At 42.6% G+C, this 15,395-nt stretch carries 9 protein-coding genes; 2 read left to right on the top strand and 7 right to left on the bottom strand.

Features of this window, described 5'->3' with window-relative positions:
• Positions 1-18 precede the first annotated feature (18 nt).
• Positions 19-1,029, bottom strand: coding sequence for a metal ABC transporter solute-binding protein, Zn/Mn family (locus PN447_RS07815; RefSeq protein ID WP_271762160.1), 1,011 nt, complete (start codon positions 1,027-1,029; stop codon positions 19-21).
• Between the two features lie 391 nt (positions 1,030-1,420).
• Here PN447_RS07815 and PN447_RS07810 point away from each other — a divergent pair, with 391 nt between their 5' ends.
• Positions 1,421-2,980, top strand: coding sequence for an iron uptake porin (locus PN447_RS07810; RefSeq protein WP_271762159.1), 1,560 nt, complete (start codon positions 1,421-1,423; stop codon positions 2,978-2,980).
• A gap of 269 nt (positions 2,981-3,249) precedes the next feature.
• Here the strand turns inward: PN447_RS07810 and PN447_RS07805 are convergent, their stop codons facing one another.
• The 6 genes from PN447_RS07805 to trpS all read right to left on the bottom strand — a co-directional run bounded on the left by PN447_RS07805 (position 3,250) and on the right by trpS (position 13,414).
• A complete protein-coding gene (locus tag PN447_RS07805) occupies positions 3,250-4,971 on the bottom strand; it encodes an Rqc2 family fibronectin-binding protein (protein ID WP_271762157.1) in 1,722 nt (573 codons plus the stop codon).
• 22 nt (positions 4,972-4,993) lie between these two features.
• Positions 4,994-6,259 (bottom strand): glycosyltransferase family 4 protein, encoded by a 1,266-nt coding sequence (locus PN447_RS07800; protein WP_271762156.1) that lies wholly within the window; start codon positions 6,257-6,259, stop codon positions 4,994-4,996.
• Positions 6,260-6,961: 702 nt separating this feature from the next.
• Positions 6,962-7,447: an RNA recognition motif domain-containing protein gene (locus PN447_RS07795; protein WP_271762154.1), complete on the bottom strand. Its 486-nt coding sequence runs from the start codon at positions 7,445-7,447 to the stop codon at positions 6,962-6,964.
• Positions 7,448-8,500: 1,053 nt separating this feature from the next.
• Positions 8,501-10,816, bottom strand: a complete 2,316-nt coding sequence (locus PN447_RS07790) for a M48 family metalloprotease (protein WP_442867086.1) — start codon at positions 10,814-10,816, stop codon at positions 8,501-8,503.
• Between the two features lie 604 nt (positions 10,817-11,420).
• Positions 11,421-12,344, bottom strand: a complete 924-nt coding sequence (locus PN447_RS07785) for a methylenetetrahydrofolate reductase (protein WP_271762153.1) — start codon at positions 12,342-12,344, stop codon at positions 11,421-11,423.
• A gap of 59 nt (positions 12,345-12,403) precedes the next feature.
• On the bottom strand, positions 12,404-13,414 hold the full coding sequence (trpS, locus tag PN447_RS07780; RefSeq protein ID WP_271762152.1) for a tryptophan--tRNA ligase: 1,011 nt from the start codon (positions 13,412-13,414) through the stop codon (positions 12,404-12,406).
• A 216-nt stretch (positions 13,415-13,630) separates the two neighbouring features.
• On the opposite strand from trpS, the gene PN447_RS07775 reads away from it, so the two are divergent.
• Entirely contained in the window at positions 13,631-15,199 is a 1,569-nt protein-coding gene (locus PN447_RS07775) for a B12-binding domain-containing radical SAM protein (protein ID WP_271762151.1), read from the top strand.
• Positions 15,200-15,395 lie beyond the last annotated feature (196 nt).

The following is a 15,395-nucleotide window of genomic DNA, read 5'->3' as shown; positions in this document are numbered from 1 at the left end:
ACTGGCGTTGCCATGCAATTACTGACACCCAGCCTCAAGAATTTGCAAGTTGTTTCTCATAGCCTGGAAGTAATACTGTGGATTTGTATCACCCCCAGTAGTTTCTAGAGAATCCAAGTTACGCACAGTTACATTCAAATCTTGAGCAAGACTAGTTAATAACTTATTATCTACCCCTGGCTCGCTAAATACAGCCTTAGCATTATACTTTTTCACAGCGTTAACGGCTCTTTGTACATCTGCTGGTGAAAGTTGGTCTTCAGGAATTTGCACCACAGCAACCTGTTTGAGATTATAGCGTTGAGCTAAATATGGAAAGGCATCATGAAAGGTAATAAAGGTACAGTTCGGAGTCTTCTGTAAAGTTTGCTCAAACTCTTGATGTAATTTATCCAATTCTTGCAGATAAGCCGCAGCATTGGCTTCATAAGTAGCTTGATTAGCACGATCCGCAGCAATTAATCCATCCCGAATATTTACTACCTGCTGTTTTACTAAAACCGGGTCTAACCACACGTGAGGATTTCCATCACCATGGTCATGACTGTGACCGTGACTATGACTGTGACTATGACCATGTTCTGTTACCGTTTTATCAACCGCGGAAATCGCATTTAACGTTTTAATACCTCGACTGGCATCAATTTTGATTAAGTCAGGATTTTCAGCATTTTTGATAGTATTGTCCAGAAATTCTTCTAATCCCAAACCATTTTTTACTAATATTGCGGCTGTAGAAATCGCTTTCACATCATCCGGTGTTGACTGGTAATCATGTACATCGGCAGTTGGGGTCACGATAATTGATACATCTGCCGCTTCCCCAGCTACAGCCTTAGTAAACAAATAAGTCGGCAAAATTGTAGCGACCACTTTGGTTTTTTCTGGCTGTACTTGGGGTGTCTGTTCTTCTACCGTACCTGTGTTTGATTGGTTACAGCCAATAACCACTGAAAATGTCAGTAGAGCTATTAAAGTCAGGATACCTCGGCTGTGTTTACCTGTTATAGGTCTTAAAAGATTCCACATCACGGTTTTTATAACCCTTAATGATTACTCTACTTTTGTCAATGAACTTACTTTGATATTATAGAATAAGTCTCATTCTCAGACAATATGCAGGAGTTAAGCAACTAATATCTTGGTGCATTCAATCGGACAGGGTATAAAATATGTCAATTCTTTGATATTATTGTCGGCACTTAAGATGTATTACTGCGATCCGGGAATAACTAATAAGTGTTACCTAAGATACTGTTTTTTTTAATTTTTGGCTTAAGTATAAAAAGAGGTTGTTAAGTTGTAGTGATAGGAAAATTCTTAAACTCCTGTTAATATCCTGAATATACTTTTTCAGCAAATTATTCTCGAAAATGCTGAGTGTGAGTGCAATCTACGATAAATAAGTGTGAGGAAGGAAATGCGAGAATTCTGGAAGTATCTACCGATTAGCCCAGTATTTGCCTGTAATATACTGTTCTTTAGTGGCTCTGTCTATGCAGGGGAAATACCGACAACATCAGTAATAGAGAATCAAGAAACTCAAGCTCAGAACTTGAGAACAGGTGAGGTAATAGCTCAAACTACCTCGGTTTCTCAGTTATCTGATGTCAGACCTACTGATTGGGCTTTTCAAGCATTGCGCTCATTGATTGAACGTTATGGTTGTATTTCAGGTTATCCAGATAACACTTTTCGCGGTAATCGCACTTTAACCAGATATGAGTTCGCCGCGGCTTTGAATGCTTGTTTAGATCGGGTAAATGAATTAATTGCTGAGGCTACTACCAACGTAGTCACACAACAAGATATATTAAGATTACAAAGGTTACAAGAAGAATTTTCGGCAGAAATAGCCACACTACGGGGACGGGTCGATACACTAGAAGCACGCACATCTCAATTGGAAGCAAATCAGTTCTCCACCACTACTAAGCTCCAAGGAGAAGTAGTGGCAGTTATGAGTGGTGTTTTAAGCGATGATCAAAGCATCACACAGAAGAATACAACCCTGGGACTGCGATCGCGCATTGAATTTGTTACCAGTTTTACAGGGAAGGATACCCTATTTACCCGCATCGCTGCTAACAATATTCTCAGCCCTGACATTAACACACCAGAGGGTGGTTTAGCCTTTGCTGGTGGCACTGGCACTACAGATGCCCAGATAGATACTGTATTTTACAAATTTCCCCTCAGTGCAAACACACAAGTAGTTGCGATCGCCAATAATGGCGCTGCAGATGACATCACGAATACAGTCAATATACTTGATGGTGATGGTAGTCGTGGTGCCTTGTCTACCTTTGGTACACGTAACCCAATTTACAACCAGCTGGGTGGTGCGGGTTTGGGAATCAGCCACCAGTTCGGTGACAGATTAGCACTCAACTTAGGATATTTAACTAGTACTCCTAACGACCCATCAGATGGGAGGGGTTTATTTAATGGTCCTTACGCCGCTCTAGCACAGCTGACTCTTAAACCAAGCGATCGCATTACCCTCGGTTTAACTTATATCAACTCCTACCGCAAGCCCCTAGTTAGTGGTAGCACTAATGCGACTACGGAACCAGCTACACCATTCTCCAGCAATTCCTACGGCCTTCAAGCATCCATTGACATCAATGAAAGATTTGTCTTAGGTGGTTGGGCTGGATACACCAACAGTCAGTTAACAGACAACCCCGGAAAAGCTGAAGTTTGGAATTATGCGGTTACCCTGGGCTTCCCGGATTTGGGTAAAAGAGGTAACTTAGCCGGGATTATTGCCGGTGTAGAACCTAAAGTTACAACTTCTACCATTCCAGGAGTAAATACAGATCCAAATACCTCCTATCACCTGGAAGCTTTCTACCAGTATCAACTCAGTGACAATATTACCATTACCCCCGGTCTGATCTGGTTAACATCCCCCGATCATAACAATAACAATAATGATGTTGTGATTGGTGCCCTCAGAACCAGATTTAGTTTCTAAAAAGCGCACAATCTCATATCCCACAAAAAAGACCAGCTTTCCACAGCTGGTCAGAAATATCTTTTTCCGCGTTGTCTTCTCAACAGAGTTAAAACCAAATTGCGCGTTCCCAAAACTAACGGGCAACCTTTCTTAACATTATTGTAACAGTCAACACAGTTTTTTGATAAAAATCTCTAAAAAAACATATATCCCCCGACAATCAGCCTCTATCTAAGAGCATAAATTCAAAATTCCCGCAGGTGGAAATGGCGAAAAATTCTCACGGACTAATCACTAATGACTAATTGCGGCTGTCCCCAGATGATGCGCTCCTGCTTATAAATAGCAATACCAGGCTTGGCTCCTTTGGGTTTGTAAACGTGCTTGGGCTGAGTATAAACTACTGGTACTTGGTCACTCTGACGGCCACGACTGTAGTACGCTGCAAGATTAGCCACAAATTGTAAATCTACGGATTCGGGAACTGCACCCGGTTCTAAACGTAGCAGTACATGACTTCCAGGGATTTCTTGAGCGTGGAACCATAAATCATAATCTCCAGCCACACGAAAGGTTAATTGGTCATTTTGACGATTATTACGACCGATTAAGACTTCAAACCCGCTGGGGGTATGATAACGATGAAAATTCGTGCTAGTGGTTTCGCCGCGACTGCGATATCCTGGGTCTTCTAAATATTTCTGTGCAATTAACTCGTCGCGGATTTCTTCCAAAGCCTGCAAATCTGCTGCTGTTTGGTAGTTTTCTATCTGAGCGACGGCGGCTTCTACTTGCTCTAAATAGTTAATTTCTGAGTTGACATCCCCAAGCAATGGTTCCACAGCACTACGAGCGCGTTTAAGTTTCTGGTGCTGTTTGTAAAGACGTTGGGCATTTTGGACGGCGTTTTTATCTGGTAAGAGGGCGATGGCTATTGGTTGCTCTGTCTCAAAATCAGTCAGGATAATTTCTGTCATCCCTGGTTGCCATTTTTGCAGGTGAGACATCAACAAATCCGCTTTTTTGCGATATTCATCTGCTTGTTCTGATTGCTGCAGGCGTTGGGAAAAGGTTTGCGCTTTATTACGTATTTTTACTAAAATAGTATATAGTTTTTGATTTAATTGATGCCGTAACTGAGAAAATACTTGCTGATTTAATTCGTCAGTGTAGTATCTGTTAACTAAGGTTTGGATATCTTTTTCTGGTGCAACTGCGCCCCAACCCATGACTGTATATCCTTTTGCTGTCCAAGCTGGTTGGAATTTATTCAAATCCAATGCTTGTAGCCATTCTTGCCATCGTCTAAATAGCCGTTCCCAGTCTTCAGGTTGGAGCTGCTCTGTACTGGTTTCCGGGGCTAAATCTGCCGCAATTAACATGGATTCCACTAAGGCAGAACTCAAGCCGCTATAACTTTTTAATAACTGAGGCTTAATTGCTCCTGGTACTAAGCTGACCCGTTCTTGCCAGCGTTGAGCAGATTCATTCAAACTAGGAACAGGTCCAGTGAGTTTGGGTGGGGTTTCATAAGGTTGTCCGGTTTGAATGGGACGGACGCTAGATTGATGCTGACCAACTTGATGGGCAGCTGTGATCATCATATTGTTAGCATCGGTGAGGATAACGTTGCTGTATTTGCCCATCACTTCTACATATATATGGTACAGTGCCTCCTCTCCAGGACGGCGGGCAAATTGTAAGTTAACAACACGCTCCCAAGGGGCGATGGCTTGAATTTCCACCAAGGCCAGGCCACCTAATTGATGTACTAATTGTTGGCTAAAGGTAAATGTATCTGGTAATCTTGGTGGTGGTTCGCCAATACAAATATGCGCCGCTTGGGGATGCCAAGAAATCTCTAGCCAGTCCCTTTGTTTGAGGGTGCGTAATGCTACAGCAATAGTATAGCGATCGCGCTGATAAACTTGTTCTAATCGAGATGGTAGCCAGTGAGCGCGTAGTTCGCTACAAGCAGCAGTTAGGGTAGTATAGTCAACTGGTTGCACAAGAGTTATGATGACCTATTACTTACTGGATTAATGCTGGTTCTTTAACTTTTTGCTGCAAAATTTCACTGTAGAGTTGACTTAGCTGGGTGGCTACCCCATCCCAACTAAACTTACTTTCTACCCGTTTTCTCCCAGCTTTACCTAATTCGTCTCGCCATTGTGGATTTAACAAAATCCGATCTATTGCAGCTGCAAAGGCGGCTAAATCTTTGGGTGGAGCTAATAAACCTGTGATTTCGGGAACTACAGTAAATTGCAGCCCACCTACATCACTGGCTACTACAGGCGTATAACTAGCCATGGCTTCAATGGCCACTAGTCCAAAGGGTTCATAGTGACTCGGAACTACGCAAACATCAGCCGCAGCGTAGTAAGTAGGTAATATTTCCTGACTGAGGCGACCAGTGAGGGTCGTAAATTCACTCATCCCCAATTCGTTGATGATATTCTCGATGCGATCGCGCTCCATCCCATCACTATTACCGGGAGTGCTACCACCACCAATAATTAATTTCAGGTTTTGATCACCACGTAATTGGGATTCGTTCACTGCACGCACCAGGGTTTCTATTCCTTTGCGTCGATCAAAACGTCCTACATACAATACAAGTTTAGTTTCCGGTGCAATTCCCAATTCTAATCTTGCTGTTTGACGGTCAATAGAACCAAAGCTACGAACATCTGTACCGCAGGGAATAATGTCAATATTACCTTGAGGGGACACCAGCGATCGCATATGTTCTTTTTCCTGGGGACTTGTAGCCACAATTCGTTCTGCCCTCTCCAACACTTCTTTTTCCACTGCCAATCGCTGACTAGCAATTATGGGAATATTTTTTATTGTACCGTACTTAACGGCTCCCAGTGAATGGTAAGTATGAATTTGTCCCGTACCTTGGATTTTATTGAGTTGCATCCCTATCCAGCTAGAGTGCCAGTAGTTTGTGTGCGCCAACTGATAGGTTATACGATTGTGTCTTTGGAATTCGAGGAAATTATCCAAAAATTCCGGCATATATTCCAACAGATTATCTCGGGGTACAAACTCTACAAGACCTGCTTTTAAACGAATAGTGCGACAATTTTCGCTCAATTGCACAATTTTATCTTGTTCTCTACTCACTTGCCGGGTAAACATATCAACTTGCCATCCCAGCTTGGCGAGTGCTTCACCCACATTACGCACATAAACATTCTGTCCACCTGCCTCTTCCTGACCAATTTCAATCGCCGGGTCTCCATGAACAGAAATTAAGGCAATACATTTGTCGGTAGTAGGTTTCATAGTTTGTCTGTTGCTTATTCTGAGAATGTATCGTCAAAGTTTCGCCTTCTACATGATTATTTAGGAACTTTGAGTAATCTTTATTTTAATTTAATTATGTCCAACAATTTAATCTTTTGGGTACTAAGTCTATAGTTATGTGCGTATACAGCAATTGGCAAGTAATAAAACACACACTTTAATATTATAAATCTTATGGGTTGGGCATCTTGCCCGCCCTTTCGTACCTAACTCAGATGAAATATAGCATTTCTCATGCTCGTGAGGTACAAAGTTGTTTAGTTTCAGGGAACAGGGAATAGGGAACAGGGAATAGGCAATTGATGTGTACTTCATTAGCCTGAAAAAGGCTTTATGTTGTACAGTAAATAACTTGAAATGTAATTCTCATAAAAGCAACCCACCCCCAAAGCTAACTTGGAGGAGGGTATGAAGATATGTCTGTCATGACCCGATCCGCTGAAATTGCCTGGGACTAGCTCAGGGTAGACATCGCAATTCTTGATATAATTCACTCAACATGGGCATAAAGAATCCTGTGAAATTTTTTTTCATGTGTCTGGATCATAGATAAATTCCAGCAAAATTTGGCACCACACTGATAATCATTTCCTGGAAAAACTCGGCAAAGGGGGATTTATAGGGAATTAAAACCTAAAAACCGCGATTTTTAATTTTAATTCCTATCCCCTCCAGACTCAATTATTGTGCTGCCAACATCTGCTTGAGCTTTTCTAATTCAGACGCCCAACGTGGATCTGGACGAATTGCATCTGATTCAGCACTTGTGCTGGTTTCGCGCACAGCACCACCGCCGCCACGCCGTGACTTCTTAGAACCTTTCTCACGACGACCGCCTTCTTTTGGTGTAGGAGCCGGATGACCACTAACACCACTAGCTGCTTTAGCAGGTTGCTCTTCAGCTTCCTCAGGTTTGGTTCGAGGTAATGCTTTTTCTAGCTTGAGGGGCGTCTCTTTGAACAATTGACCATTATACTTTTCAATAATTTGATCAGCTTGCTCGTCATTGTTGACCGTGAGAAAACCAAAACCACGGCATTTGCCAGTTTTGCGGTCTTTAATTAGTTTTGTAGTCACAGCATCGCCTTCAGCGGCAAAAACTGCTTGCAAATCTTGACGATCTATTTCTTCTTTTGGCAAATTGCCTATATATAGGCGAATGGACATGAACTATACCTCCAGATTTGAACGAATATGGCAAGGTAAGAAAACTATTACTTTACCAAAACTGCTATCAACCAAATTTTTTACTCCAAACTGTCAACCTATACAATACAATTTTTTGTTGGGATCAGGCTTGTTTAATACAAAAGCGCATACAATACTCAGCTAACACCACCTCAATTATCAGAGTCTTCACCTCTTCCCGGTCTCAAGACCCGGGGATTCTCAACTGCTGCTACGTGACAAGTATAAACCTTGCCACTTCGCTTTTAGTTTTCGTTTCCCAGATCCGAAATCCGGTAGCAAGGGTCAAAAGTTGCATACAGACCTGTGTGAGCATTGCAAGACGTTTGTTTTACCATTGGTTAAGACTTTTCACCTTGCGTCCATCAAAGATAAAACTATTTCTACTGTTGGAAACACAGCTTAACCAATTCTTGATGCCAGGGTCAATTGCTAAAGCGTTGTCTGGATTAAGATAGTGGTTGATTGCCGATTCTTTTTTTATAGACGAAATCAGCAATAAACACTGATTTCTTGTCAAGATTCGCACTTCCTTAATGTCTTCAAACTGCAAATTGGATGGCATTAGGATAGGAAACTATCAAAATTGAACCAACGTTTAACGGTGTTTACCAAAGGAATCTTGATGTGATCACCCACAAATTTTAATGCTTGCTTAGGATAGCTCTGTCCGCAGAATTAAATACCATTTCTTATATTACCATGGTATCATCTACGTAACTAATTTAAAGCATACATTTTTAATAACAACATTTGTATATAGTAGCATAAAATACATTTTTTTCCTCAAGGAGGATCATCATAAACAAAAACCAGCCATTGGCTGGTATATTTGTGAGTGCATGGGTTATCTAGTCCAGAGGTTCTTATCCCCACAAGGGTTAACTTTGGGGATATGCTCCCCTGGATTTTCTAGTAGGGGTTTCAGCCGGTATTCTGGAGCAAAAGAAGATTCATTGACTCAAGTTGCAATTTTTATCCACATTCCCTAGGAGGTGAGTTTGGCTTTTGGCTGTTGAGTTCAAGGTAGTACTAGCCTGTGAGAAAAATGTATGCACCCCAAGCCTGTGCAGCTACAGCCACAAAAGTAGACCAAATGGGATGAGGACTATGAATATTTTTACCAGTTTGAGTTTGCACTGTGTGAATATCAATCCAGGGTGTTGCTCCTCGGCGAAACCAGCCTGTAACTATAATTTGCCGACCAATTAAATCTTGGGGATTAACTGACTGTCCCAGAGGAATGTGGTGTAATTTCACTAACCCCGTGCTGCACTGAAGTATTAAGTCTTGTCCTAAGCAATTACCCGTACCTCGACGACCCAGGAGCTTACCCACAAGTTGCACGCTTATACTATCAACAGGAAGAGCAGATGGATTAGTTAAGAGGTTGATCAGGCTTTGATCATCCTGGACAGTAGCAGTTTTGATGTCTGGAAAAAATGAACTCATCCGCGACACCATACCGATGCTAAAGCCAATTAGTAGAAAACCTGTAATCACAGTCCAATCTTCGTATGTCCACTGGAGATTTAACCACCTCAGATTGACAGCAGTTTGCCACATCAGCCAAGTGCAACCCGCAAATACCAAACCCAGGTGAATACCCAAAAAAGGAGCGATTTGCAATAAGAAGGACTGACGCTTTACCTGATAAGTTGCTTGGGCTTCGGCTACGGTCAAACCCAGGCTATTGAGATCTATTTCAGTATCTATATGCCAATGGCGAGCAATTTGGCTCAGACGTTGGATGCGATCGCCTATTAAAGGATGGCTATTATTAATAGTAAACCAGTGGCGATATGGATGAAGACTATCCCAAATCAATAGAGACTCAAAGGGGCGTTGACCAGCAATACTACCCAAACAAAGGCTCTGCTCATAACCGACTGGTATTAAGAAATTTAAACTTTCCAAATGCCAACTTGTTTGTTCTGATTTTTGGATATCAGCAGAAATACCCATGGCAATTTTCAGTAAAGCACGAGTCAGAGCGTTGGGATTACCGGTAATTTCCGCAGCTAGGCGATCGCTATAGTAAAGCCGTAATTGTGACAGCCATAAAGTAATACTAGTAAGCACATACCACAATCCATAAATCACACTCGCCAAAATATTGATAGGTTTATACCAAATTCCCTCTGACCTCTTGTTGCCCCATGTAGATATTTGCTCATATAGTCGATGAATGGGTAGTGAAAGCAGCAACACCAGAGACATAACCGCAAAATCCCAATGAGCAATATGTCCTAACTGTGTCGCATAAATAGTCGCAATTTCATCATCTGCCAGTTGCTCTAATAGTCCCTGACTGACTACAATCCGAGCGTTGTTAGCCAGACTACCATAAGTCAACGCCATTGGTGCTGTTATGGGTAAAATTCGGAGTTTAGGACAGTGCCAGCGACGCTGTTGACAGTAACGTTGTATGACTCTAGCCGTTTCGCGACTGTGGCGATTTAATAAATCCTTGGACAATTCAGTCTGTCCATAAGACTTTGCTAATAGCCTATCTAACAACCAAGGTGATAGTCCCATGATAATCAATAAAACTATCAATAAAAATGGTGCAGGGTTGCTGTGGGGCAACTGTTGGACTGTTAGGTAAGGTAATTTGTCTAAAGCAAAGTTAATCAATCCCGTGGTTAAATTGAGTATTACTCCCAGTAACCACAACAAAGCCATGAATGTTCCCAGTCCTAGCAACCGCAAGGGAATTAACTGATGCCTACCCAGGGGTTGCCATACCTTAGCACGTTTGGCTTGTCGCCAATAAATACACCGATGAAGGCTCGGACTAACCTCAGTCCAAGCAGTTTTTATATAGCTGGAGGATCTGAATAAATTCTGCGGGATCACCGTATTCGGCACGCTACTCAGACTGGCTCGCGAATATTGACTAGTTTCTGCTACTCTCTGTTTCTGGGACTCCACCACCCCGGGGGTCTTAGTTGTTGACGCAGTAGCGTTTTGAGAATTCTCACCAGTTACAAACTCACATCCCGGATTATCTGATAACTGGCGTGGCGTAGCCATAGATTTACTACTTTTTTTACGGCTTTTTGCCAAGTGTGTGAGAGCAAGTTCAGCCCATTGTTTAACTCGTGTATTTTGGCTCTCTCTGAGAGTCTGACACAGAATAGTAGCCTTGCGAATTTGGCCAGTGCGTGCATAAGCCATGACTAAACCAACCCTTGCCTGTAAGTTAGCTCTAGGATTTACTTGACTAGTGGCCACAGGTGTAAGTTTAGCGATCGCAGTTTGGTAATTTCCTTCTTTGAGGGCTACTAAACCGGCTTCCAAAGACAGTTCGGCATCTGATAGCTTGCGTGGCATAGCCATAGGCATAGAAATTTGGTTACTCCAATGTCCAGTAACTGATCCACGGTGGTAAACAAGCGCAAATCCTTAATGCCGTGGTCATTAATTCCACCCGATAGCTGGCGTGGCGTAGCCATTGAGTCCCATTAACACTAATGTTCCTCCAATCCACCGGGGCGATCTGCTTGCAGCGGCGTGGGAAACCCTACGCGCTTCACTTCAACTCACCGATGACCTCCCTGTAACTGTTGACAATTCCATGAAATGTGCAAGAGCAAAACTCCGCTTTCCATATTATCCAGTCTGTCCCACCGTCCTTATTCCCTGATGCAAGATGTAGACAACCACGTTAATATTTCTATCTTCAAAATTTTTGCCACAATCTGGACAAATATAAATTTTAGGTGATAGGCATTTTTGTAATTTTTCGGCACAGTTACCAAAATGGTGGCTGGTACTGTTATCTGAGGTTAATCCTGTTCAAACTTTCTTCGCCATAAATGCACCTCCCCACTCTGACGACACGGGGGGCTTTTGTCAGTTCGCTGTTTTCCGCTCACCTCAAACCCTCTCCACAGGTTTGGAGAGGGGAGACTTTAACCCCGGTTAAAAACCTGGATTTAGAGGTCATCTAATTGACATTACTAACTGGTGTAATTCCCGCCAAATCTAAGATTGGCGCAATCAGATCCTCCCGCTTTACCGCCATCATGTGGACACCCTGACATAATTGTCGCGCCATCTGCACTTGTTCAGCAGCAATTTTCATTCCTTCCTCCAGGGGATTCTTTGCGGTAGCCAACCTATCAATAATGTACTGAGGAATATTTACACCCGGAACACACCGATTAATAAACTCAGCATTCTTTGCCGATTTCAACAGGAAAATTCCTGCCATAATGGGTTTATTATGACTCAAGGCTATGATATCCATAAACTTTTCTAGGCGCTCAAAATCTGTAATCATCTGACTTTGGAAAAACTGCGCTCCAGCTTCAATTTTGCGTTCAAATCGCTTTTGTAAACCTGACCAACTGGGAGACTGTGGATCCACAGCCGCACCGGCAAATAAATCAGTCCCCCCATCTGTAAAGGGCTTCTCATCAGAATCAAGGCCTTGATTCATTTTCCGAATCATTTGCAGGAGCCGCACAGATTCCAAGTCAAACACCGCTTTAGCATGGGGGTGATCACCTACTTTCACCGGGTCGCCAGTTAAAGCTAAAATATTGCGGATACCCAAGGCATGAGCACCCATCAAATCAGCTTGTAAACCAATTCTATTGCGATCGCGACAAGCAACCTGACAAATCGGTTCAATGCCATTTTGCAACAAAATTACTGACGCTACCAAAGAAGACATCCGTAATACAGCGCGGCTACCATCGGTAATATTGACAGCATGAACCCTCCCCTTAAGGGTCGCCGCCATTGAAATCATGTGTGCTACATTCACCCCTTTTGGGGGAGCTACCTCGGCAGTAACTAAAAATTCGCCCGATTGGGCAGCCCGACGAAATGAGTTGAAAATTGTGGTATTTTGGGTATCCTGCATAACATTAATGTTTCACTTTCCTTCAAGGGTATAACGAATTACGCCCAAAAGTGAAACCTTTACAGAGGTAGGGAGTAGCCCAAAGCAGTTTTCACCTGTGCCAAAGTTTGATTAGCAATGGCTTCGGCTTTCTCCCGTCCCTCACGCAAAACAGACTGGAGATAAGCTTGATCTTCTATAATCCCTTGATATTTTTCCTGTATGGGTTTTAAAGCATTAATTGTCGTTTCTGTCAACAAGGGCTTAAATTGTCCCCAGCCCATATCTTGACATTCGGCTGCTACCTCTTCCTTCTTCTTCCCAGACAGCAGCATATACAGAGTTAACAAGTTATTACACTCTGGACGATCTGGATCACCGAAAGTCAAACCCCGAACCTGGTCAGTTTTACAGCGCTTAATCTTGTATTGAATCTGCTCTGGTGTATCCAGTAAATTAATTCGGCTTAAATCAGACGGATCAGACTTGGACATTTTGCGTGTACCATCGGCCAAACTCATCACCCTAGCCCCTTCCTGACGAATTAAAGCGGATGGTAACTTGATCACTGGTTGATCAGGTTTACCAAATTGATGATTTAACCGCGCTGCAATGTCCCTAGTCAATTCCAAATGTTGTTTTTGGTCTTCACCCACTGGTACTTTATCAGCTTGATACAGCAAAATATCAGCAGCCATCAGCACAGGATAGTCCAACAAGCCGACATTGACATTTTCACCCTGCTTAATCGCCTTCTCCTTAAACTGAATCATGTCTTGTAACCAGTTTAAAGGTGTAATGCAATTAAACAGCCAGGTCAACTCACTGTGGGCAGAAACATGAGATTGCACAAAAATCGTCGAGTGATTTAAATCCAGACCACAAGCTAGATAAAGCGCCACCAGGGTATAAGTATCAGATGCTAACCTTGTGGGGTCGTGTGGTACCGTAATCGCGTGCAAATCAGCCACGAACAGGTAATTTTCGTATTCGCTCTGACCTTCTACCCAATTGCGAATGGCTCCTAAATAGTTACCCAGATGGTAATTACCGGTTGGTTGAACTCCAGAAAGAACACGCTGCTTGCCCATAAATTTCCAATTTATCTCAAATCCGCTCTAATGATGTGGCGGTTACAAAACTCCTTCAATTTTGACACTTTCCAGCAAAACTCGCTAATTACTCATTGGTGCTTTTTTAGGTATCTATGTAACTTTTGCAAGTAAATATAATAAAACTTAATATCTAATGGAGAGACTAAGACTAACCTAGGAAGTAATCAATTCGTATTCCGGAGTGTGTGCTTTATGAAAGCCTTACTACTGTGGCCAATCATGCCTAACTCCTTCTGGTCTTACCAGGAAACCCTTGATTTGGCTGGTTTACGCTCGACTAATCCCCCACTGGGTTTGATTACAGTAGCTGCAATGCTCCCCAGTGATTGGGAAATTAGATTTGTAGATCGCAATATACGTTGGGAGGTAGATGAAGATTGGGAGTGGTGTGATGTAGTCCTTATCTCTGCAATGATTATCCAGAAAGAAGATTTTCGCACCTTGATTCACAAGGGAGTGGCTTTAGGTAAACGGGTGGCCGTGGGTGGACCTTTTCCCACGTCAGTACCAGACTTTGCCTTGGAAGCGGGAGCCCATTATCTCATCTTAGATGAAGGAGAATGTACTATCCCCATGTTTTTGGCGGCTCTCGTCCGAGGAGAGGAGCGCGGTATTTTCCGATCCCCGGAAAAACCGGATGTGACTCAAACACCAATTCCCCGGTTTGACTTATTGGATCTCAATGCTTATTTAGCAATTACAGTGCAATTTTCCCGTGGGTGTCCATTTCAATGTGAATTCTGCGACATCATCAACCTATATGGACGCAAGCCCCGCACCAAAACCCCGGAACAAATGCTCCACGAATTTCAAGTTCTGTATGATATGGGCTGGCGGCGGTATGTGTTTGTAGTGGATGACAATTTTATCGGTAATAAACGCAATGCCAAGGTTTTTTTAAAAGCACTCATCCCATGGATGGAAGAACATGATTACCCATTCATTTTGCTGACAGAAGCTTCACTGAATTTAGCTGAGGATGAAGAATTAATCGACTTGATGGTTAAAGCTGGCTTCACTATTTTATTTATGGGTATTGAAACCCCAGATACAGATAGTCTTGTGGGTATTCATAAAGTTCAGAATACACGTCATGACTTAATTGAATCTTGCCACAAAATTACACGGGCAGGATTACAGATTATGTCTGGTTTTATTATGGGTTTTGACAATGAGCGTCCCGGTGCTGGTCAACGTATTCAAGAATTTATTGAGGAAACGGGTATTCCCCAAGGACATTTCAGCCTGCTGCAAGCATTAGAAAATACAGCAATGTGGAATCGCTTGCAACAGGAAGGAAGATTATTTGACGGTATGAGTACATTGCACCAAGGCGCGATTATGAACTTTGTCCCCACGCGCCCGGTAGAAGAAATTACACAGGAATATATTCAAGGTTTTTGGCAGATTTATGAGCCTATGCCTTATTTGAAGCGCACCTTCCGCCATTTTCAGATGATGAACGGTTGGCGGGGTAAAACTCAGCTTCAGATAACTAGGACTGAGATGGGTTTATTTCCAGCGATTTGCTGGCGACAGGGTGTGGTACGTTCAACTCGGTTTCGCTTCTGGTGGCAATTAGTGGCGATCGCTCTGACTAAGCCCCGTTTATTGTATGATTACCTAACCACCTTGGGTGTGGGCGAACATTTTTTCAAGTATCGCTATGAAGTCAGGGCGCAGTTACAGGAAAAATTGGCAGCGTTAAAACAGGTGAAACCAGAGGAAAAAATCATTCATCAGTTAGAGCCTGTAAGTTGATTTTTGACTTTAGAACCTAAGAGGATGTTTGGAAAGTCATGATTAGTGTATCAAATATTGTTTTACCCCACCCTCTCCTTGCAAGGGTAGGTTTTTAATATGATCTGTGAAGGCAAGACTAGGAAGACAAGGAAGGAAAGTGGACAAGGAAGATTTTATACGGACAATGGTCTTTTAAGGGGCTATTTTTCTTACT

This window comes from Anabaena sp. CS-542/02, assembly GCF_028331085.1.
Classification (GTDB): domain Bacteria; phylum Cyanobacteriota; class Cyanobacteriia; order Cyanobacteriales; family Nostocaceae; genus Anabaenopsis; species Anabaenopsis arnoldii.
This window is presented reverse-complemented; position numbering and strand designations above follow the sequence as displayed.